We start from the raw sequence: 22095 nt of genomic DNA, 5'->3' as shown, positions 1-22095 counted from the left end.
TTTTCTCTATATCAGGGAAATCGACCCCTATAATGAAACAAAGTTCTTCAAATGACTGACCTCGCCGTCCAGATCCCCGAGACCAGCCGCCGCCTCGACGCCATCGACCGCAAGATCCTGATGGTACTCCAGGAGGATGCCTCCCTGTCCGTCGCCGAGATCGGCGATCGTGTCGGCCTGTCCTCGACCCCCTGCTGGAAACGCATCCAGCGGCTGGAGGCCGACGGGGTGATCCTGAAACGGGTCGCCCTCGTCGACCAGAACAAGATCGGGCTCGGCATCTCCGTGTTCGTCTCGGTCGAGAGCTCCGATCATTCCGACGCCTGGCTCAAGAAGTTCGCCGAGGCCGTCAGCGCCATGCCCGAGGTGATGGAGTTCTACCGGATGGCCGGCGACGTCGACTACATGCTGCGCGTCGTGGTCGCGGACATGCAGGCCTATGACGTGTTCTACAAGAAGCTGATCAGCGCCGTGCCGCTGAAGAACGTCACCTCGCGCTTCGCGATGGAGAAGATCAAGTCGGTCACCGCGCTGCCGATTCCGGCGGTGGTGGCGGCTTAGAGCTCACCACACGAAAAGTGTCATCGCCCGGCTTGACCGGGCGATCCAGTACTCCGAGACGCCTGCGATTGAACCGGGAGGCCGCGGCGTACTGGATGCCCCGCCTGCGCGGGGCATGACGCAGTGCATGTGGTGATACCGGCCCCTCTCAGATCGTCTGATTGTACGCGCCGACTTCGGGATGCGTGCGCAGCACGCTGTTCACCATCTCGAACATGTCGTGCATGCGCTGCTCGGAGACCGGGCTCTCGACCACGACCACGAGCTCCGGCTTGTTGGAGGAGGCGCGCACCAGGCCCCAGCTGCCGTCTTCCACCGTGACGCGCACGCCGTTGACGGTGACGAGATCGCGGATCGCCTGGCCGCCGATCTTGGCACCCTTGGCCTGCAAGCCTTCGAAATGCTTCACCACGGCGTCGATGACGCCGTATTTGACCTCGTCGGCGCAATGCGGCGACATGGTCGGCGACGACCAGGTTTTTGGCAGCGCGTTCTTCAGGTCGGCCATCGACTTGCCGGGGGCGCGGTCGAGCATATCGCAGATCGCGATCGCCGAGACCAGGCCGTCGTCATAGCCGCGTCCATACGGCTTGTTGAAGAAGAAGTGGCCCGACTTCTCGAAGCCGGCGAGCGCACCCGTCTCGTGGGTGCGGCGCTTCATGTAGGAATGGCCGGTCTTCCAATAGGTGGTCTTGGCGCCCTGCTTCTGCAACACCGGATCGGTGATGAAGAGGCCGGTCGATTTCACGTCGACGATGAACTGCGCGTCCTTGTGGATCGCCGACATGTCGCGCGCCAACATCACGCCGACCTTGTCGGCGAAGATTTCCTCGCCGGTGTTGTCGACGACGCCGCAGCGGTCGCCGTCGCCGTCGAAGCCGAGGCCGACATCGGCCTTGTGCTGCAGCACCGCGTCGCGGATCGCGTGCAGCATCTCCATGTCTTCAGGATTCGGATTGTATTTCGGGAAGGTGTGGTCGAGCTCGGTGTCGAGCGGGATCACCTCGCAGCCGATCGCCTCCAGCACCTGCGGCGCGAATGCGCCCGCGGTGCCGTTGCCGCAGGCCGCGACGACCTTGAGCTTGCGCGTCAGCTTTGGACGGCTGGTGAGATCGGCGATGTAGCGCGCCGGATAATTCTCGTGGAATTGATAGGAGCCGCCGGCCTTGTTCTTGAAATCGGCGTTGAGCACGATCTCCTTGAGCCGCGTCATCTCGTCCGGGCCGAAGGTCAGCGGGCGGTTGGCGCCCATCTTCACGCCGGTCCAGCCATTGTCGTTGTGCGAGGCCGTGACCATCGCGCAGCAGGGCACGTCGAGATCGAACTGCGCGAAATAGGCCATCGGCGTCACCGCGAGCCCGATGTCGTGCACCTTGCACCCCGCCGCCATCAGGCCGGAGATCAGCGCATATTTGATCGAGGCCGAATAGCCGCGGAAGTCATGGCCGGTGACGATCTCTTGGCTGACGCCGAGTTCCGCGATCAGTGCGCCCAGCCCCATGCCGAGCGCCTGGATCCCCATCAGGTTGATTTCCTTCTGGAACAGCCAGCGCGCGTCGTATTCGCGAAAACCCGTAGGTTTCACCATCGGCTCGGATTCGAAGGCGTAGGTGTTGGGCAACAAGACGGATTTCGGCTTGGGAAACATTGAGACGGTCTCGTGAAAAGGGGGGGCAGGATTTGATGCAGCCTTAGCGAATGCCAGGCCGCAGCGGAAGGCGGGAATGGCAGCTTGTGGCTTATAATTGCGGCAGTTTAGCAACGGGGGAAATCTGACCGCGAGAGCGGTCGAAACAACGACGCTTTTTGAAATATACGTTCGCAGGAGCCTTTGGGAGGCTCTTACTGCTCCAGCACCATCTGCCCGTTGGCGTACTCGAAACGCTTCAGGCGGGACAGGAAGGAGAGGCCGAGCAGGTTTTCCGACAGCGCCTCGTCCGGCAACACCATGGCGTCGACGTCGCGCACGACGAGGCCGCCGACCTCCAGCATGGCGATGCGGGTGCGCGCGGCCTTGATGGTGCCGTTGGCGGTGGAGACGGTGGCGTTGTACTCGCCGCGCGAGGGACGCAGGCCGAAGCGGGCGGCCGAGGTCTCGTTCAGCGCAACGACGGAGGCGCCGGTGTCGACCATGAAGCCGATGCGCTGGCCCTCGATCCTGCCCTCGGTCTGGAAATGGCCACGGCCGTCGCGGCCAATGGCGAGGCTGCGGCCACCGACCGGCGCCGTGGTTGCGACCGCGACCGTCGGGCGCGGCGCTGACGTGGCGGAAGCGGAGCTCATCCTGTCCGCCATCTGCGCCATGAAGGTGCCGAGGCCGATCATGATGGCCGCGAGGATCATTATGTTACGCATCACACCACTTCCGAGCCGGAAAGCTCGATTTCACCACGCGACACGACCGTCCGCGAGCGACGCCGCGGCCGGGCCAGTGCCATTTTGACGAAAAGGATGAGCGGACGGTTAATACGGGTTCGTGATTTCTCAGGTGCCGCGCGGTTTGACCCGCCGGGTCGGCAATGCATTCGCCGGATCTTCTGGCCAGGGATGGCGCGGGTAGCGGCCGCGCAGGTCGGAGCGTACCGCGGCGTAGCTGCCGCGCCAGAAACCGGGGAGATCGCGCGTCACCTGCACCGGGCGCTGCGCCGGCGACAGCAATTCCAGCACCAGCGGCACCTTGCCGGCCGCGATCGACGGATGGGTGTTGAGGCCAAACAACTCCTGGAGCCGCACTGCGATGGTCGGGCCCTGCTCGGCCTCGTAGTCGATCGCGAGCACGGTCCCGGTCGGCGCCTCGAAATGCGTCGGCGCCTCGCGGTCGAGCCGTGCGCGCATCTCCCACGGCAACAGCGCCATCAGCGCATCGGAGAGATCGCCGGCGGAGATATCCTTGAGCGCGATCTTGTCGTAGAGCGCGGGCACCAGCCAGTCGTCGCGCCGCGCGATCAGCCCGTCGTCGGACAGGTCAGGCCAGCTGTCGCCTTCGGCCTTGCGCAGGAACATCACGCGGTCGCGCCATTGCTTGGCCGCCTTCGACCAGGGCAACCGGTCGAGGCCCGCGGCGATCAGACCATCCGCGAAGATGCGCGCGGTCTCCTCCGACGGCGACACAGCCAGCGTAGCTTCAGAGAGCGTGATCGCATGCAGCGCGCGCTTGCGCCGTGCACGCAGCGCCATCGCGCCGCGATCGAACGAGATCTCGTCAACGGTCTCGATATGCGCGGCGAAATGCCGCTCGATGTCGTCCTCGGTGATTTGCGCGGCGAGCAGGATGCGGCCGCTCGCCGCCGTGCCCGTCATTTCGCCGATCGCGATATAGGGCGCGCGGGCGAGCGACGAGGTCTGCTCGACGGCGGCGCCGCGACCGTTGGCGAGCACGAAACTGCCGTTGCCGCGATTGCGCGCGACGCGGTCCGGGAAGGCATAGGCGAGCATCAGGCCGGTCGAGAGATCTTCCTGCGGCCCCTCCTTCTCTGACGCCGCGACCTGCGAGGCCCAGCGCCGGGCAAGGTCGCGCGCACTCGATGCGCGCGGTGAGCGGTCGCGGCGGAACTGGTCGCGCCGGTGCTCGAGATCGGCGCTGTCGCCGCCGAGCCCGCGCTCGGTGAGGATCGCCGCGATCTCGGCGGCGTCTCCGCCCGCGCCGGCGCGATGCGAATCCACGATCATGCGCGCCAGCCGTGGCGGCAATGCCAGCGCGCGCAGGCTCTTACCTTCCGCGGTGATGCGGCCGTCGCCATCCAGCGCATTGAGCTCGCTGAGAAGGCTCTTGGCTTCCTTCCAGGCCGGCTGCGGCGGCGGGTCGAGGAACGACAGCGCGGCGGGGTCAGTGACGCCCCATTGCGCCAGATCGAGCACCAGCGAGGACAGATCGGCGCTGAGGATTTCGGGCTGGGTGTAGGGCGCGAGCGACGCCGTCTGCGGCTCGTCCCAGAGCCGGTAGCAGACGCCCGGCTCGGTGCGGCCGGCGCGGCCGCGGCGCTGATCCACCGCCGCGCGCGAAGCGCGCACGGTCTCGAGCCGGGTCAGGCCGATATCAGGCTCGTAGCGCGGCACGCGGGCAAGACCGGAATCGACGACAATGCGCACGCCTTCGATGGTGAGCGAGGTCTCCGCGATCGAGGTCGCCAGCACCACCTTGCGCGTGCCCTTCGGCGCGGGCGCAATGGCGCGATCCTGCACGGCGGCATCGAGCGCGCCGAACAGCGGCACGATCTCGATACTGGCGTCCTGGACGCGCTCGCCGAGGAAATTCTGGGTGCGGCGGATTTCAGCGGCGCCGGGCAGGAACGCCAGCACCGAACCGCCATCGGCGCGCAACGCCGAGGCGATCGCATCCGCCATCTGCCGCTCGATCGGCGCGTCCGCCTTGCGGCCGAGATAGCGCGTCTCGACCGGAAAGGCGCGGCCCTCGCTTTCGACGACGGGCGCCTCGCCGAGCAGCTTTGCGACGCGGGCGCCGTCGAGCGTTGCCGACATCACGAGAATGCGCAGATCCTCGCGCAGGCCGGTTTGCGCGTCACGCGCCAGCGCAAGGCCCATGTCGGCGTCGAGCGAGCGTTCGTGGAATTCGTCGAACAGGACGGCGGCAACGCCGGAGAGCTCGGGATCGTCCATGATCTGACGGGTGAAGATGCCTTCGGTCACGACCTCGATGCGCGTCGCGCGCGATATCTTCGAGCCGAAACGGACGCGGTAGCCGACGGTCTCACCTGCCCGCTCGCCGAGCGATTTGGCCATGCGATCGGCGCTGGCGCGCGCCGCGATGCGCCGCGGCTCCAGCACGATGATCTTCTTGCCCTTGGCCCAGGGCGCATCGAGCAGCGCCAGAGGCACGCGCGTGGTCTTGCCGGCGCCGGGCGGGGCCACCAGCACGGCCGCATTGTATGCCTCGAGCGTGCGCGACAAATCGTCGAGCACGGCATCGATCGGGAGGGGCGTATCGAAGCTGCGGGGCAAAGGTCTCGGTCCGTCATCACCCGCGAAGGCGGGTGATCCAGTAAACTCAGCTCCCAATCATCACGAAGATCGGGGTTACTGGATACCCCGCCTTCGCGGGGTATGACAATCGTGTGTCGCTATCAGCCCTGCGCCGACGGACGGCCGACGCTCTCGTAGGTGAAGCCGGCGGCACGCATGTCTTCGGGGCTGTAGATGTTGCGGAGGTCGACGACGACAGGCTGCGCCATGACGCTCTTCAGCCGGTCGAGATCGAGGCCGCGGAACTGCACCCATTCAGTGACGACAACCAGCGCATCGGCGCCCTGCGCGCAGGAATAGGCGTCCTCGCAATAGGTGATGCTGGGCAGCTCACTCTTGGCCTGCTCCATGCCGACGGGATCGAAGGCCTTCACCTTGGCGCCCATGTCGATCAGGCCTGTCACCAGCGGGATCGACGGCGCATCGCGCATGTCGTCGGTGTCGGGCTTGAAGGTGAGGCCGAGCACGGCGATGGTCTTGCCGCGCAGCGAGCCGCCGAGCGCATGGCTGACCTTGCGCGCCATCGCGCGCTTGCGGTTCTCGTTGACGGCCAGCACGGATTCGACGATGCGCAGGGACACGTCGTAGTCCTGCGCGATCTTGATCAGCGCCTTGGTGTCCTTCGGGAAGCACGAGCCGCCGAAGCCGGGACCTGCATGCAGGAACTTGGTGCCGATGCGGTTGTCGAGGCCAATGCCGCGCGCGACCTCCTGCACGTTGGCGCCGACCTTTTCGGAGAGATCGGCGATCTCGTTGATGAAGGTGATCTTGGTCGCGAGGAACGCGTTGGCGGCGTATTTGATCATCTCGGCGGTGCGGCGCGCCGTGAACATCAGCGGCGCCTGGTTCAGCGACAGCGGGCGATAGATGTCGCCCATCACCTTGCGGCCACGCTCGTCGGAGGTGCCGACCACGACGCGGTCCGGGAACTTGAAGTCGCGGATCGCCGCGCCCTCGCGCAGGAATTCCGGGTTCGAAGCGACGACGACGTCGGCTAGCGGATTGGTCTCGCGGATGATGCGCTCGACCTCGTCGCCGGTGCCGACCGGCACGGTCGACTTGGTCACGACGACGGTGAAGCCCGACAGCGACTGCGCGATCTCTTTCGCGGCGGCGTAGACGTAGGAGAGATCGGCGTGGCCGTCACCGCGGCGCGACGGCGTGCCGACCGCGATGAAGACGGCATCGGCGTCCGCGACCGGCTTCGACAGGTCGGTGGTGAAGTCGAGCCGCTTGGCCTTGACGTTGGTCGCGACCAGCTCGTCGAGGCCGGGCTCGTAGATCGGGATCTCGCCGCGATGGAGCGCCGCGATCTTCTTCTCGTCCTTGTCGACGCAGGTGACGTCGTGACCGAAATCCGCAAAGCAGGCCCCGGACACCAGTCCCACATAGCCCGTTCCGATCATCGCGATTCGCATGAGAAACCCTGTCTTGGCTTGGTTAACGAAACCCCAATGCGGGGCGGTTTAGCATTTTCCCGATGGAAGGGAACAGTCTGCGAGCAAAAACCGGCACGCGAATTGAACCGGTAAAGAAGTCGTAAGCCGCAAGGCCCCACACTGCATCACGCCCGCACAGAGCCGGGTGGAACACGCCTCGAAACGGGACACCATGGCACCATCAGGCACAATCCCTGGGAACGGGGGCGTTAACGCCCCTTCTGCCGCACGTGTCGACTGGGTCGACTATGCCAAGGGCATCTGCATCGTCATGGTCGTGATGATGCATTCGGTGCTGGGGGTCGAGCTCGCCGCGGGCGAGACCGGTTTCATGCATGTCGCCGTGGCCTTCGCAAAGCCGTTCCGGATGCCGGATTTCTTCCTGATTTCGGGCCTGTTCCTGTCATTGGTGATCGATCGCGACTGGCGAACCTATCTCGACCGCAAGGTGGTGCATTTCGCCTATTTCTATGTCGTCTGGGTGACAATCCAGTTCGGCTTCAAGGCGCCCGCCTTCGCGGTGGAGACGAGCTGGCGCGAGGTCGGCCTCTTGTATCTCGAATCCTTCATCGAGCCGTTCGGCACGCTCTGGTTCATCTACCTGCTGCCGGTCTTCTTCGTCGTCACAAAACTGACACGGCGCATCCCGCCGCTCGCGATCTGGCTCATCGCCGCGGCGCTGGAGACGGCGCGCATCGCGACCGGCTGGACCGCGATCGACGAGTTCTGCGCGCGCTTCGTCTATTTCTATTCGGGCTATCTGTTCGCGCCTTACGTGTTCGCGCTGTCGGATCGCGCGCGCAATCATCCTGGACCTGCACTCGCAGCACTCGCGACCTGGGCGCTGATCAATGCCGGCCTCGTCGCGCATGGGGCCAGCGAATGGAAGGTCGTCTCACTCGTGCTCGGCTTTGCAGGGGCCTGCGCCATCATCACCATGGGCACGCTGCTCGCGCGCGCGCAGTGGCTGAACTTCTTCCGCTTCTGCGGCGAGCACTCGATCGTGATCTATCTCGCCTTCTTCCTGCCGATGGCGGCAACGCGCACGCTGCTGCTGCGCACCGGCGTCATTCCTGATATCGGCACGGTGTCGCTGATCGTCACCATCGCCGGCGTGCTTGGATCGCTCGCGATCTGGCAGGCCGCCCTGCGGCTCGGTGCCGATTTCCTGTTCGAACGGCCGGATGCGTTCTGGATCGCGCCGAAGAAGGCGGGCGTGCGGTTGCAGGCGGCGGAGTAGCTGCACTCTCGGTGTCGTCGCCCGGCTCGACCGGGCGACCCAGTACGCCGAGACGCCAGTGATTGAGCCGAGAAGCCGCGGCGTACTGGATTCCCAGCCTTCGCGGGGAATGACAGTGGGGATGCGAGGAATGACAGCGGGGGATAGTCGCGCCGTCAGCCCAAAAATCCCCCTCCCAAGGCTGTCAAAGCCCGCAAAAATTCATACATTGCGGCCATGCCCAAGACATCCCCGAAGACCACCGCCAAAGCTGACACCAAGGCTGCCGCGCCCAAGACGGCCGCCGACAGCAAATCCGCTGCTGACAAGCCTGCTGCCAAACCGGTGGCGGCGAAGGCGGCCGGCAAGGGCGACCATGTCTTCCTGGTCGACGGTTCCTCCTACATCTTCCGCGCCTATCACGCGCTGCCGCCGCTGAACCGCAAATCCGACGGTCTTCAGGTCAATGCCGTGCTCGGCTTCTGCAACATGCTGTGGAAGCTTTTGCGCGACATGCCAGCCGACAACCGGCCGACGCATCTGGCCATCGTGTTCGACAAGTCGGAGGTCACCTTCCGCAACAAGATCTACCCCGAGTACAAGGCGCACCGGCCGCCGGCGCCTGACGATCTGATCCCGCAATTCGCGCTGATCCGCGAGGCCGTGCGCGCCTTCGACCTGCCCTGCCTGGAACAAGGCGGCTTCGAGGCCGACGATCTGATCGCGACCTATGCGCGGGAGGCCAGCGACCGCGGCGCCACCACGACCATCGTGTCCTCCGACAAGGATCTGATGCAGCTCGTGAACGACAGGATCACGATGTACGACACCATGAAGGATCGCCGGATCGGCATTCCCGAGGTGATCGAGAAATTTGGCGTTCCGCCGGAGAAGGTGGTCGAGGTGCAGGCGCTCGCCGGCGATTCCACCGACAACGTGCCGGGCGTCCCCGGCATCGGCATCAAGACCGCGGCGCAGCTGATCGTCGAATATGGCGACCTCGAGCAGCTCCTGTTCCGCGCGACCGAAATCAAGCAGCCGAAACGGCGCGAGGCGCTGATCGAGAATGCCGAAAAGGCGCGGATCTCGCGCAAGCTGGTGCTGCTCGACGACAAGGTCGAGCTGGAGGTGCCGCTCGACGACCTCGCCGTCCACGAGCCCGACGCGCGCAAGCTGATCGCCTTCCTGAAGGCGATGGAGTTCTCCACGCTGACGCGCCGCGTCGCCGACTATTCGCAGATCGATCCCGCCAATGTCGATGCCGATGTGGCGAACAGCAGCGAGGCCCGCGGCGGCGACAGCGCGGCCAGGACGACCTCGTCCGCGACGTCCGGCGATCTCTTCGCCGCCCCTGCGGTTACGGCAACGGGCGGCGACAAAGGCGGCAAGTCGGCCAGCATCAAGGGCGCGCCGATCTCGCTCGCCGCCGCGCGCGAAGAGGCGCTGCGCAAGCTTCCGGTCGACCGCGGCAAGTACCAGGCGATCAAGACGCTCGCCGAATTGAACGCCTTCATCGCGCGCATTCACGATGCCGGCCATGTCGCGATCGAGATCAGGGCGAACTCGATCGATCCGATGCAGGCCGATCTCTGTGGCGTCGCGCTGGCGCTCGCGCCGAACGATGCGTGTTACGTGCCGCTGGCGCACAAGCAGTCCGGCGGCGGCGCCGGCCTGTTCGATGCCGGCCTCGCGCCCGATCAGGTCAAGCATGCCGACGCGATCGACGCGTTGCGGCCGGTGCTGGAATCATCGGGCATCCTCAAGATCGGCTTCGACGTCAAATTCACCGCCGTCATGCTGGCGCAGCACGGCATCACCTTGCGCAACACCGACGACGCCCAGCTGATCTCTTATGTGCTCGACGCCGGCCGCGGCTCGCACGGGCTGGAATCGCTCGCCGAGCGCTGGTTCGGCCACGCCATGCTGAAGGCGGGCGAGCTGCTCGGCAGCGGCAAGGGCAAGATCACGTTCGACCAGGTCCCGATCGACAAGGCCGCGCCGCTGTCAGCGGAAGGCGCCGACATGGCCTTGCGGGTCTGGCGCGTGCTGAAGCCGCGCCTCGTCGCCGAGCACATGACGACGGTCTATGAGACATTGGAGCGGCCGCTGGTCGCGGTGCTCGCGCGCATGGAGCGGCGCGGCATCTCGATCGATCGCCAGGTGCTGTCGCGTCTCTCCGGCGACTTCGCCCAGACCGCGGCCCGCGTCGAAGCCGAGATCCAGGAGATCGCGGGCGAGCCGGTCAATGTCGGCAGCCCCAAGCAGATCGGCGACATCCTGTTCGGCAAGATGAGCCTGCCGGGCGGCACCAAGACCAAGACCGGCGCATGGTCGACCACCGCGCAGGTGCTCGACGAGCTCGCCGAGCAGGGCCACGACCTTCCGAAGAAAATTCTGGAGTGGCGCCAGGTCTCGAAACTCAAATCGACCTACACCGACGCGCTGCCTGAATACGTCAATCCGCAGACCCATCGCGTGCACACGACCTACGCGCTGGCCGCGACCACGACGGGCCGGCTGTCGTCGAACGAGCCGAACTTGCAGAACATCCCGGTGCGCACCGAGGACGGCCGCAAGATTCGCCGCGCTTTCATCGCGACGCCCGGGCACAAGCTCGTCTCCGCCGACTATTCGCAGATCGAATTGCGGCTGCTGGCCGAGATCGCCGACATCCCCGTGCTGAAGCAGGCGTTCCGCGACGGGCTCGACATTCACGCCATGACCGCGTCGGAAATGTTCGGCGTGCCGATCAAGGGCATGCCGAGCGAAATCCGCCGCCGTGCGAAAGCAATTAATTTCGGCATCATCTACGGCATCTCGGCGTTCGGCCTCGCCAACCAGCTCGGCATCGCGCGCGAGGAGGCGTCGGCCTACATCAAGAAGTACTTCGAGCGCTTCCCCGGCATCCGCGCCTATATGGACGAGACGCGCGACTTCTGCCGGAGCCACGGCTATGTCACGACGCTGTTCGGCCGCAAGTGCCATTACCCCGACATCAAGGCGTCCAACGCCTCGGTGCGCGCCTTCAACGAGCGCGCCGCGATCAACGCGCGTCTTCAGGGCACCGCAGCCGACATCATCCGCCGTGCCATGACGCGGGTGGAGGACGCACTCGCCGAGAAGAAACTCTCGGCGCAGATGCTGCTCCAGGTGCATGACGAATTGATCTTCGAGGTGCCGGACGCCGAGGTCGAGGCGACGCTGCCGGTCGTGCAGCACGTCATGCAGGACGCGCCGTTCCCGGCCGTGCTGCTGTCAGTGCCGCTGCATGTCGATGCACGCGCGGCGAAGAATTGGGACGAGGCGCATTGACGGCTCTTCACCTCGGCTCACTTGCGCTTCGCTGACGCCACAAACACGGTGTCGTCCCGGCGAAGGCCGGGACCCATAACCACAGGATCGAGTTGGGCGAAGATTGCCCACTACGATCCCGCACCACACTTCTCCCTGGGGGTATGGGTCCCGGCCTTCGCCGGGACGACGCCAGAGAGACACGCACTGTATCGAATTGTCCTCCGAGCAATTGCGCGATGGCCCGGCGGCGCGGCGCATATTAGAACCGTGCCGTCTCCTGCACCGGTTCTCCCATGCCCCACACTTCCGCGCTGCTCGGCTTCGCTCTCGTCTGCCTCGGCCTCGTGCTCACGCCGGGACCGAACATGATCTACCTGATCTCGCGCTCGATCACGCAGGGGCCGGCGGCGGGCATCGTCTCGCTCGGGGGCGTGGCGCTCGGCTTCGTGTTCTACATGCTGTGCGCGGCGTTCGGCATCACGGCGCTGCTGCTCGCCGTTCCCTTTGCCTATGACGCGCTGCGCTTTGCCGGTGCCGGCTATCTGCTGTGGCTGGCCTGGCAGGCGGTGAAGCCGGGCGGGCGCTCGCCGTTCCAGGTGAAGCAGCTTGCGATCGACAGTCCGCGCAAATTGTTCGCGATGGGCTTCGTCACCAATCTGCTCAACCCGAAGATCGCGATGCTGTATCTGGCGCTGCTGCCGCAGTTCATCGATCCCGCAGCCGGCAGCGTGCTGACGCAGTCGGTGGTGCTGGGCGCAATCCAGATCGCGATCAGCGTCAGCGTGAATGCGATGATCGCGCTCGCGGCCGGATCGATCGCGCTGTTCCTGGCGAACCGGCCGAGCTGGATGCTGGTGCAGCGCTGGCTGATGGGCACGGTGCTGGCCGGGCTTGCGGTCAGGATGGCGGTGGAAGCGCGGAAGGTGTGATTGGCTCTTAACCTCTCCCCGCTTGCGGGGAGAGGTCGGATTGCGAAGCAATCCGGGTGAGGGGGTACAGGTCTCACGCCGATCTCGCGTGTGGAGAGAAGCCCCTCACCCCAACCCTCCCAGCGCGAGCGAAGCTCGTCGCGGCCCCGTAAGAACGGGGAGAGGGAGAAGAAAGCTCAATCCAGCTTCGCGTCCATGCCCCGCTTCACCGCAGGCCGCGCCATCAGGGCCTCGTACCAGCGCTTGACGTTGGGGAAGTCGGCCAGCTCAACCTTGTGGCGTGGATGGCGCCAGGCCCAGCCCAGGATGGCAAAATCGGCAACCGAGAGGTTGCCGGCGACGAAGTCGCGGTCCGCCAGCCGGCGGTCGAGCACGGCGTAGAGCCGGCGGGTTTCGGCCATGAAGCGCTTCAGGCCGTAGGCGCGGTCCTGCTCGTTCTCGAGCGCGATGAAATGATGCACCTGGCCGGGCATCGGGCCGAAGCCGCCCATCTGCCACATCAGCCATTCGTAGACCGGGATACGACCCGCGAGCGATTTCGGCAGGAATTTGCCGGTCTTTTCGCCCAGGTAGAGCAGGATCGCACCGGATTCGAAGATGCTGACGGGCTTGCCGTCCGGCCCCTCGGGGTCGACGATCGCAGGGATCTTGTTGTTGGGGGAGAGCTTCAGGAACTCCGGGGCCATCTGCTCGCCCTTGGTGATGTTCACCGGGATCACCTTGTAGGGCAGCCCCATTTCCTCCAGCGCAACCGAGATCTTGCGGCCGTTCGGCGTGTTCCAGGTGTGCAGCTCGATGGTCATGCGTCGTTTCCTTCCCCAAAAGGCATGAGCCCTCACCTACTCCAGAAGGTTGCGACCCCACAACCGGCGGTCCGGGATGGCCGATCGTCGGCCGATCCCTGTTGACTGGACCTGTCCCCTCTGGAATGTCGCGGCCGTCGCGGATAAATTCCGCCACTTCCAAAAACGCTCCCGAGGGACCGCCGTGTCGAAATCAGCCTCCCGCGCCCGCCTGTTCGAAATCATCCGCCGGCGCTCCTTCGGCCGCGGCGAGGTGACGCTCGCGTCGGGCCGCAAGAGCGATTTCTACTTCAACCTCAAGCCGACCATGCTCGACCCGGAGGGCGCGACGCTGCTCGCCGAGCTGACCTATGAGGCGCTGAAGGACGACAATCTCGATTTCATCGGCGGGCTCGAGATGGGCGCGGTGCCGCTCGCCGGCGCGCTGGCGCAGATCTCCTGGATCAAGGGCCACCCGATCGCGGCGTTCTTCGTGCGCAAGAAGCCGAAGGAGCACGGCGCCAAGCTCGCGATCGAAGGCCTGCCCAGGGGCGAGACGCTCCAGGGCAAGCGCGTCGTGATCGTCGAGGACGTCACCACGACAGGTGGCTCGGCGATGAAGGCGGTGGAATCCGTGCGTGAGACCGGCGCCGAGGTGGTGCTGGTGCTGACCATGGTCGACCGCGAGGAAGGCGCCACCGACACGTTCGGTGCGGCCGGCCTGCCGTTCCGCTCGCTCTACAAGGCGTCGGAATTCTTGAAGGCGTGACGACTCTTCCCCCTCGCCCCGTTCTTACGGGGCCGCGACGAGCTTCGCTCGCGCTGACGGTTGGGGTGAGGGGCCACCCTCCACGGGTAAGATGGCCGCGAGACCTGTCCCCCCTCACCCGGATCGCAAGAGCGATCCGACCTCTCCCCGCAAGCGGGGAGAGGTGACCTCAACCGCTCATTTACCATCCCGCCTTATGGTGAATCCTGTGCTGAGACCTCGCGGGTCGCGGCCGGTTCAGTAGCGTCGGGTGGAGTAAGCGTTGCGTACAGTCATGTCCCATGCGCGCCGGCGGCGTCGCGCGATGCTTGTGGCCGCCACCCTGGCAGCCCCGCTGCTTGCAGCTCCCGCCCCGGTTTCGGCCGAAGGCCTGTTCGACTTCTTCTTCGGCGGCATGCAGCAGCAGCGGCCGCAGCGCGAGGTGCCGCAGCAGGCGAGCTCCTACGCCGATCCCTTCACCGGCCAGCAGAATCCCGCAACCCCGCAATATGTGCCGCCGACACGCTCAGCGGCCGCCGGCGGCTCGGGCCCGGCCTTCTGCGTGCGCAGCTGCGACGGCAAATATTTTCCGCTGATGCGCGGCCTCGCCTCGCCGGCGCAGATGTGTCAGGCGTTCTGTCCTGCCAGCGCGACAAAGATTTATTTCGGCTCCTCGATCGACGGCGCCGCGTCGCAGACCGGCGAGCGCTACGCCGACAGCGAGAATGCGTTCGCCTATCGCAAGGCGCTGCGCGCGGACTGCACCTGCAACGGTCGCGAGCCGGTCGGCCTCGCCCCGGTCGATCTCGCGCTGGATTCTTCGCTGAAGGCCGGCGACGTGATCGCCACCTCCGACGGCCTCGTCGCCTATACCGGCATCCGCGTTGGCAACGAGCAGACCGCCGACTTCACCCCGGTCGCCTCCTATCCCGGCCTCACCGCACAGGTCCGCGCGCGCCTCGGCGAGATGAAGGTGGCCCCGGTGCGCGCAGAGACGGTGGCAGCAGATGCGCCGGCAGCGGAGATCGTGCGCGAGACGCTGCCTGATGTGACGGTGCCGAAGACGCAGGCGAAGCCGGCGAAGCGGGCAGGACTGGATTAGGACCCAACTATAACCAAGCCGTCGTTGCGAGGAGCACTTGCGACGAAGCAATCCAGAATCCCTCCGCGGACAGATTCTGGATTGCTTCGCTACGCTCGCAATGACGGAGGATGGTGAGTCACCTCCCGATAATCACCCCGATCACATTCGGCGCCGCCAGATATTTCTCCTCGATCGCCGCCCGCGCGGCGGCGCGGTTCTCCTGGGTCAGCAGGCCGCGCTTTTCGGCCAGGATCATCCAGCAGAAACCCCACCAGTCGGTCAGCATGCCCTGATCGCCAACGAGGTCATAGCCCTGCTCGGCCGCGAAGATGCGCGCATGCGCTTCGTCCAGCGTGTCGAGAAACAGGTGGTCCTCGACCGAGAACAGGTCGTCGCTGATGTCGTCGATGGTGTAGCCCCAGATCGACTGGCACACCGCGTTGAACTCGCGGTCGAGCTGGTCGTCATCGATCCTCTGGCGCCGCGCCGCCTGATGCAGCCGCGACAGCGAGCGCGCGAAATCGGCGATCCGGGTGAGGGCAAACTGGTCGAAGGCAATGGTGGACATGTAGTCCTCGCAAAGTCTGGCAGACGCTAGATATTGTGTGGCAACGCGCCGAATCACAATGATATATCAAAGACTTGCTAAATTGTTCTTAATTTGTTCTGATGCTGAAGGATTGGTTGTTGAGATCGTCGTCCTGGCGAAAGCCAGGACCCATTACCCCGGTCAGCGTTGCCTTTGCGAGCTTGAGCCATGAGCGCAGGCAGCTACTACGTCTACATCCTCGCAAGCCGCCATCACGGGACGATCTATATCGGCGTGACCAACGACATCCGCACGCGGCTTGAACAACATCGCTCCGGCCGCGGCTCCAAGTTCGTGCAGAAGTACAATATCTTCCGTCTCGTTCACGTCGAAGCGTTCGCGACGCCGCAGGAAGCCATCGCGCGCGAGAAGCAGCTCAAGTTCTGGAAACGGGACTGGAAGATCAAGCTGATCGAACAAGAAAATCCTGACTGGAATGACCTGTCGGGCCTTCTCTGACAGTCGGGGTAATGGGTCCTGGCTTTCGCCAGGACGACGTTGTGGTGAAAGCTGGCGCGAAGGCGACACCGAAATCTTCGCCGGGACGACGATGGGGAAGCAGTTTCCGCTTCCCTCCCCTCCCCCTCAATTCACCGCCGACACCAACTTGTCCCCGCACGCATTCGCATAAAACTTGCCGCCGCATTGGCGCTTGATGGCGGCGCAGCGTTGTGCGGGTGTTGCGTTTTGCGGGAGCGAGAAGCCGCAGCTCAGGCCATCAGCGTTACGGCCCTTGCCGGCGGCGAAGGCGGCGCTCGAGGTGGCGATGCAGATGACAAGGAGCGCTGCAGCAGCGATTTCAATCAGCAGTCTCATGGGGCGTCTCCTCCACACTGATGGCTGAATTAGCCGCCACACTAGCACCAAATCCACGTTCTCCGTGCTCGTCCGGGTTCCCAAATCGGCCCGTTCCTTGCATAAATTTGCGCCAGCGCAGTGCACGGCCGCACCGGCGATAGTTCCGGTGCAGAGGCAAGACGCGTAGGGTTAGTGGTGTTTCTGTCGACCAGGAAGTGACGGCCTTGCAAGATCAATCGTTCCAGCCAAACTTTCCCGCCCCCGACCAGCCCATCGACGAGCTCGCGCTGGCTGAGATCAAGGGCGCGATTCTGGCGAAGCTGCGCCTTGCCATCGGCAAGGACGCCGGCATGGCGACCAAGCACGACTGGTACCAGGCCGCGGCGCTCGCGCTGCGCGACCGCATCGTGCATCGCTGGCTCACAGCCGAGAAGCACAGCTACGACGCGGGGCGCAAGCGCGTCTATTATCTCTCGCTCGAATTCCTGATCGGCCGCCTCTTCACCGATGCGCTCAACAATATGGGGCTGCTCAAGATCTTCGAGGTCGCGCTCGGCGACCTCGGCGTATCCCTGCCCGAACTGCGCAAATGCGAGCCGGATGCCGCGCTCGGCAATGGCGGTCTCGGGCGGCTTGCCGCCTGCTTCATGGAGAGCATGGCAACGCTCTCGATCCCGGCGATCGGCTACGGCATCCGCTACGATTACGGCCTGTTCCGCCAGATCATCAACCAGGGCTGGCAGCAGGAATATCCGGACGAGTGGCTCGGCTTCGGCAACCCCTGGGAATTGCAGCGGCCGGAAGTGATCTACAACATTCATTTCGGCGGCGGCGTCGAGCATGTCGACGACAAGGGCCGCGACCGCGCGATCTGGCATCCGGGCGAGACCGTGCAGGCGATCGCCTATGACACGCCGATCGTCGGCTGGCGCGGCCAGCACGTCAATGCGCTGCGGCTGTGGTCGGCACGCTCGCCCGATCCGCTGAAGCTCGACGCCTTCAACAAGGGCGACTATGTCAGCGCCAGCGCCGAGCAGTCGCGCGCCGAAGCGATCTGCAAATTCCTCTATCCGAACGACGAGAGCCCGGCGGGCCGCGAGCTGCGGCTGCGCCAGGAATATTTCTTCGTCTCGGCCTCGCTCCAGGATCTAGTCAAGCGGCATCTGTCGTCCGACGGCCAGCTTCGCAGCCTGTCGTCGAAGGTCGCGGTGCAGCTCAACGACACCCATCCGAGCCTCGCCGTCACCGAGCTGATGCGGATCCTCGTCGACCTGCACAATTTCCGCTGGGACGAGGCGTGGAAGATCACGGTCGCGACGCTGTCCTACACCAACCACACGCTGCTGCCCGAGGCGCTCGAGACCTGGCCGGTCGAGCTGTTCGAGCGCCTGTTGCCGCGGCATCTGGAGATCATCTACCGCATCAACGTCCAGCATCTGGCGCTCGCCGAGGCGCGCGCGCCCGGCGACATCGACTTCCGCGCCTCGGTCTCGCTGATCGACGAGAAGAGCGGCCGCCGCGTGCGCATGGGCCAGCTTGCCTTCGTCGGCTCGCACCGCATCAACGGCGTCTCGGCGATGCATTCGGACCTGATGCGCGAGACCGTGTTCCACGATCTCAACCATCTCTATCCCGGTCGCATCACCAACAAGACCAACGGCATCACCTTCCGCCGCTGGCTGATGCTGGCAAACCCGAAGCTGACCGACCTGTTGCGCGAGACCTGCGGCGACGCCGTGCTCGACGATCCGACGCAGCTCTCACTGATCGAGGCGCGCGCCAGCGACGTCGAATTCCAGAAGAAATTCCGCGCCGTCAAGCATCACAACAAGACGGCCCTGGCGCGGCTGATCGGCGAGCGGCTCGGCATCAAGGTCGACCCGGGCGCGCTGTTCGACGTGCAGATCAAGCGCATCCACGAATACAAGCGCCAGCTGCTCAACGTCATCGAGACGGTCGCGCTGTACCAGGCGATCAAGGACGATCCCAACGGCAACTGGGTGCCGCGGGTGAAGATCTTCGCCGGCAAGGCGGCGGCGAGCTACAAATACGCCAAGCTGATCATCAAGCTGATCAACGACGTCGCCGAGGTCGTCAACAACGACCCCACGATCGGCGGCAAGCTGAAGGTCGTCTTCCTGCCCGACTACAATGTCAGCCTCGCGGAGGTGATCATTCCCGCGGCCGACCTGTCCGAGCAGATCTCGACCGCCGGCATGGAAGCTTCCGGCACCGGCAACATGAAGCTGGCGCTGAACGGCGCCATCACCATCGGCACGCTCGACGGCGCCAATATCGAGATCCGCGACCATGTCGGCAACGAGAACATCGCGATCTTCGGCATGGAGGCCGGCGACGTCATGATCCGGCGCAAGCAGGGGCTGGATGCCTCCGACGTGATCCGCAGTTCGCCAAAGCTCCAGCGCGCCATCAACGCGGTCGGCGCCGGCGAGTTCTCGCCCGGCGACCCCGGCCGCTTCGAATCTATCGCGCATGCGCTGCGCTATCTCGACCATTACATGGTCAGCGCCGATTTCGATTCCTACTACGAGGCGCAGCGCGCGGTCGATGCGCGCTGGCAGGTGGCGCCGGCCTGGACCCGCGCTTCGATCCTCAATGTCGCGCGCATGGCGTGGTTCTCCTCCGACCGCACCATCCGCGAATATGCCGAGGAGATCTGGAACGTGCCGGTCAATCCGACCACGCCGCTGCTGCCGGACCTGCGCGACGCCGCAGGCTGATTTTCCGCAGTGTGAAATCGGCGTTACCTGCGAGGTTATTGCACAGCCAGGCAATGGCTGTGGTATGACGACCGTCATTCCGGGGCGGCTCGCAGAGCCGAACCCGGAATCTCGAGATTCCGGGTTCGATGCTTCGCATCGCCCCGGAATGACAGACGGAAACACCCATGCACGCCAAGCTCCCGCACCCGTTCGACGACGCCACCCGCATCACCGCCGGTGACAGCAGCTGGCAGGGACACACCAGCGACGATTACTGGGCCTTTGTCGGTCCGTTCGGCGGCGCCACCGCCGCGACCATTTTACGCGCATTGATCGAGCATCCCCAGCGCGCCGGCGATCCACTCGCCGTCACCGTCAATTACTGCGCCCCGATCGCCAAGGGCCCGTTTGACCTGGATGTGCGGCTGGTAAAGGCCAACCGCTCCAGCCAGCACTGGAGCGTCGAACTGTCGCAGGGCGGCGGCGAGGTCGCGACGCTCGCAACCGCGGTGTTCGCCGAGCGGCGGCCGTCCTGGGAGCACAGGGTGGCGACGGTCCCGGACGCCGCGGCGTTCGAGGCAACGCTGCCGTTCCCGAAGATCTCGGCGTCCTGGGCCAACCAGTACGAATTCCGCTTCGTCGAGGGCGAGATGCGGATCGGCCCGCCGCAGGCCGAGCTTGCCAGCACCTATTCGAAAATCTGGATCAGCGACCGCACCCCGCGCAGGCTTGACATGCTGTCGCTGATGTCGATGTCGGACGCCTTCTTCGGCCGCATCTTCCACGCGCGGCGCGAGCTGGTGCCGTTCGGCACGGTGTCGCTGACGACCTATTTTCACACCGACAGCGAGGAGCTCGCAGCCGAGGACATCGCGCGCGTGCTGGCGACGGCCGATTCGAAGATCATGCACAAGAGCTACGCCGACCAGAACGCCGAGCTGTGGTCGCCGAACGGAAGGCTGCTCGCGACGACGACGCAGATCGCGTATTTCAAGGCTTGAGCTGCCTCCACGTCATTGCGAGGAGCGTAGCGACGAAGCAATCCAGACTGTCTCCGCGGAGGGATTTCTGGATTGCTTCGCTGCGCTCGCAATGACGGTGGAGATATCTCGCCACAATCGGGATAGGGGGAAGCCTCGCGGCTCCGCCCCTCCCACACCACCGGACATACGGGTCCGTATCCGGCGGTTCAGCGGATTATGCGGGTCGCCGTGCCGCGACGGAAGCCAAGCCGAGTGAGGCAAAGAAGCCGTTTGGCAGAGCAATGGTGAGCGCGGGGCTGTTCGCGAGCCGCCAAGGGCCACGTGGGCTGCCGGCGGTTTGCGCCGCCAGATCCCGGCCGACGCCGCGGCGTCGCAACTCGGCAAAGCGAGCGGGTCCATACTTCCATTGCTTCCAGGCAACGGCGCGCAACCGTCGCCTGATCCACTGGTCAAGCACGCGCAACACCGACGGGGTTTGACAGAAGCCGAAGTAGCCGTGCCACCCAATCAGGTAGGTCGACAGTTCTTTGGCGATCTGCACGAGGCATCGACCACGCGTGCGTCGCGTGAGCTCCCGAACCTTCGCCTTGAAGCGGGCGAGTGCCTGCGGCGCGATGCGCCGCCGCGGTTCTTGCCCGCCGGTGAAGCTGAAGCCCAGGAACTTGCGAACACTCGGTTTGGCAACCGCGCTCTTCGCTTTGTTGATCTTGAGCTTGAGGCGCTTTTCGAGGAACCTCTCGACGCCAGCCAGCACCCGTTCGCCCGCCCGCTGACTGCGCACGTAGATGTTGCAGTCGTCGGCGTAACGCACGAAGCGGTGGCCGCGCTTCTCCAGTTCCTTGTCCAGCACATCCAGCATCAGGTTCGACAACAGCGGCGAGAGCGGACCGCCCTGCGGCGTGCCCTCTTCCGTCGGACTGACCAGCCCTCCTTCCAACACACCCGCATTCAGGAAGGCGCGGATGAGCTTCAGGATGCGCTTGTCAGCAACCCGCTTGGCAACCAGTCCCATCAGGATGTCGTGGTTGACCCGGTCAAAGAACTTCTCCAGGTCGATGTCCACCACGATGCTGTGGCCGGCCGCAATGTACGCCTGCGCCCGTTCCACCGCCCGATGTGCCGAGCGCCCCGGCCGAAAGCCGAAGCTCGTCTCGGCGAACGTCCTATCCCAATCCGCCTGCAGCACCTGCATCACCGCCTGCTGGATCAAGCGGTCGAGCACCGTCGGAATGCCGAGCGGCCGCAGGCCGCCCGACGCCTTCGGTATCTCCACCCGCCGCACCGGCTGTGGCTTGTAGGTGCCGTCAAGCAACTGGGCTCGGATCGCAGGCCAGTGCTCCTTCAGGTGGGCTGACAGCTCGCCGACGGTCATCCCGTCGACGCCCGCCGCGCCCTTGTTGCGCTTTACTTGCGCCAACGCTGCCTTCAGATTCTCACTCTCGACAACGTCTTCCATCGACGGTCCTGCGACCGCCGGGCGTTCGAGACAGACTTCCGCCGCACGCGCTTCAGGCTCTCGGGCGCCGGCGCTTCGGGCTTCACCCTCCGCTCCGGGGCTCAAGTTCAGCTCGACCTGATTCTTCTGCCGCATGGCTCGCACGAGATCGCCGCTCTACTGACCACTTCCACCGTTCAGGCCTTCAGCGGCGCGCTGCCGCCTACTACGCCCTCGGCTGACTTCTGCGCTGCGGTCAGGCCGTCTTGCGACGGTCTCAGTCTCGTTGCCGAGACACAGCGCAGACCTCCCGAGGTAAGACCGACCGCCTTCACCGCACGCCCGCCGAATTTACCACCCCGACCTTTGATGACCTTGGACTTCGCGATCAATTGCTCGCTCGTCCGGCCGGGTAGGCCTCGTTATCCGGTGTTTGTCCATCGGGCCGCGGCTTTGCTCCACGCTTTCTTCAGACCCCACCTCACGATGACGCCCTTGCGCTTCGCTAATCCTTCGCCGCCATCAGGCTGG

At 65.1% G+C, this 22095-nt stretch carries 17 protein-coding genes; 9 read left to right on the top strand and 8 right to left on the bottom strand.

Going from position 1 to position 22095, the window contains the following annotated elements; all coding sequences use genetic code 11:
* The first annotated feature begins 51 nt into the window (after positions 1–51).
* Positions 52–561, top strand: coding sequence for an Lrp/AsnC family transcriptional regulator (locus AAFG50_RS04150; RefSeq protein WP_011090847.1), 510 nt, complete (start codon positions 52–54; stop codon positions 559–561).
* A gap of 148 nt (positions 562–709) precedes the next feature.
* On the opposite strand, the gene AAFG50_RS04145 is transcribed toward AAFG50_RS04150, so the two are convergent.
* The 4 genes from AAFG50_RS04145 to AAFG50_RS04130 form a co-directional block, all read right to left on the bottom strand.
* Positions 710–2209 (bottom strand): phosphomannomutase/phosphoglucomutase, encoded by a 1500-nt coding sequence (locus AAFG50_RS04145; protein WP_028175965.1) that lies wholly within the window; start codon positions 2207–2209, stop codon positions 710–712.
* 194 nt (positions 2210–2403) lie between these two features.
* Positions 2404–2916 (bottom strand): TIGR02281 family clan AA aspartic protease, encoded by a 513-nt coding sequence (locus AAFG50_RS04140; RefSeq protein ID WP_028175964.1) that lies wholly within the window; start codon positions 2914–2916, stop codon positions 2404–2406.
* A 129-nt stretch (positions 2917–3045) separates the two neighbouring features.
* Positions 3046–5520, bottom strand: a complete 2475-nt coding sequence (hrpB, locus tag AAFG50_RS04135; protein ID WP_028175963.1) for an ATP-dependent helicase HrpB — start codon at positions 5518–5520, stop codon at positions 3046–3048.
* A 122-nt stretch (positions 5521–5642) separates the two neighbouring features.
* Positions 5643–6959, bottom strand: coding sequence for a UDP-glucose/GDP-mannose dehydrogenase family protein (locus AAFG50_RS04130; protein ID WP_039187234.1), 1317 nt, complete (start codon positions 6957–6959; stop codon positions 5643–5645).
* Positions 6960–7152: 193 nt separating this feature from the next.
* Between AAFG50_RS04130 and AAFG50_RS04125 the strand changes: the two genes are divergently transcribed.
* The 3 genes from AAFG50_RS04125 (at position 7153) to AAFG50_RS04115 (ending at position 12422) form a co-directional block, all read left to right on the top strand.
* Positions 7153–8220: an acyltransferase family protein gene (locus AAFG50_RS04125; protein WP_028176042.1), complete on the top strand. Its 1068-nt coding sequence runs from the start codon at positions 7153–7155 to the stop codon at positions 8218–8220.
* A 216-nt stretch (positions 8221–8436) separates the two neighbouring features.
* Positions 8437–11511, top strand: a complete 3075-nt coding sequence (polA, locus tag AAFG50_RS04120; protein ID WP_028176043.1) for a DNA polymerase I — start codon at positions 8437–8439, stop codon at positions 11509–11511.
* Between the two features lie 275 nt (positions 11512–11786).
* On the top strand, positions 11787–12422 hold the full coding sequence (locus AAFG50_RS04115) for a LysE family translocator (protein WP_028176044.1): 636 nt from the start codon (positions 11787–11789) through the stop codon (positions 12420–12422).
* Between the two features lie 176 nt (positions 12423–12598).
* Here the strand turns inward: AAFG50_RS04115 and AAFG50_RS04110 are convergent, their stop codons facing one another.
* Positions 12599–13225, bottom strand: a complete 627-nt coding sequence (locus AAFG50_RS04110) for a glutathione S-transferase family protein (protein WP_028176045.1) — start codon at positions 13223–13225, stop codon at positions 12599–12601.
* A gap of 184 nt (positions 13226–13409) precedes the next feature.
* Between AAFG50_RS04110 and pyrE the strand changes: the two genes are divergently transcribed.
* Positions 13410–13973 (top strand): orotate phosphoribosyltransferase, encoded by a 564-nt coding sequence (gene pyrE, locus AAFG50_RS04105; RefSeq protein WP_027547500.1) that lies wholly within the window; start codon positions 13410–13412, stop codon positions 13971–13973.
* A gap of 304 nt (positions 13974–14277) precedes the next feature.
* Positions 14278–15054 (top strand): DUF2865 domain-containing protein, encoded by a 777-nt coding sequence (locus AAFG50_RS04100; protein ID WP_162185897.1) that lies wholly within the window; start codon positions 14278–14280, stop codon positions 15052–15054.
* A 118-nt stretch (positions 15055–15172) separates the two neighbouring features.
* Here AAFG50_RS04100 and AAFG50_RS04095 read toward each other — a convergent pair whose 3' ends face one another.
* Positions 15173–15604 carry a hypothetical protein gene (locus AAFG50_RS04095; RefSeq protein WP_011090858.1) on the bottom strand — a complete coding sequence of 144 codons (432 nt, stop codon included), beginning with the start codon at positions 15602–15604 and terminating at the stop codon, positions 15173–15175.
* Between the two features lie 189 nt (positions 15605–15793).
* On the opposite strand from AAFG50_RS04095, the gene AAFG50_RS04090 reads away from it, so the two are divergent.
* Positions 15794–16084 (top strand): GIY-YIG nuclease family protein, encoded by a 291-nt coding sequence (locus tag AAFG50_RS04090; RefSeq protein WP_028176047.1) that lies wholly within the window; start codon positions 15794–15796, stop codon positions 16082–16084.
* Between the two features lie 126 nt (positions 16085–16210).
* Here AAFG50_RS04090 and AAFG50_RS04085 read toward each other — a convergent pair whose 3' ends face one another.
* Positions 16211–16441, bottom strand: coding sequence for a hypothetical protein (locus AAFG50_RS04085; RefSeq protein ID WP_028176048.1), 231 nt, complete (start codon positions 16439–16441; stop codon positions 16211–16213).
* Between the two features lie 206 nt (positions 16442–16647).
* On the opposite strand from AAFG50_RS04085, the gene AAFG50_RS04080 reads away from it, so the two are divergent.
* Complete coding sequence (locus tag AAFG50_RS04080) at positions 16648–19164, top strand: glycogen/starch/alpha-glucan phosphorylase (RefSeq protein ID WP_028176049.1); 2517 nt, start codon at positions 16648–16650, stop codon at positions 19162–19164.
* A gap of 167 nt (positions 19165–19331) precedes the next feature.
* A complete protein-coding gene (locus AAFG50_RS04075) occupies positions 19332–20147 on the top strand; it encodes a thioesterase family protein (RefSeq protein ID WP_011090862.1) in 816 nt (271 codons plus the stop codon).
* A 196-nt stretch (positions 20148–20343) separates the two neighbouring features.
* Here the strand turns inward: AAFG50_RS04075 and ltrA are convergent, their stop codons facing one another.
* The gene (gene ltrA, locus AAFG50_RS04070) at positions 20344–21720 is read right to left on the bottom strand and encodes a group II intron reverse transcriptase/maturase (RefSeq protein WP_028144467.1); all 1377 of its coding nucleotides are present in this window, start codon (positions 21718–21720) and stop codon (positions 20344–20346) included.
* Between the last annotated feature and the right edge of the window lie 375 nt (positions 21721–22095).

This window comes from Bradyrhizobium sp. B039 (assembly GCF_038965675.1).
In the GTDB taxonomy this organism is placed as follows: domain Bacteria; phylum Pseudomonadota; class Alphaproteobacteria; order Rhizobiales; family Xanthobacteraceae; genus Bradyrhizobium; species Bradyrhizobium diazoefficiens.
This window is presented reverse-complemented; position numbering and strand designations above follow the sequence as displayed.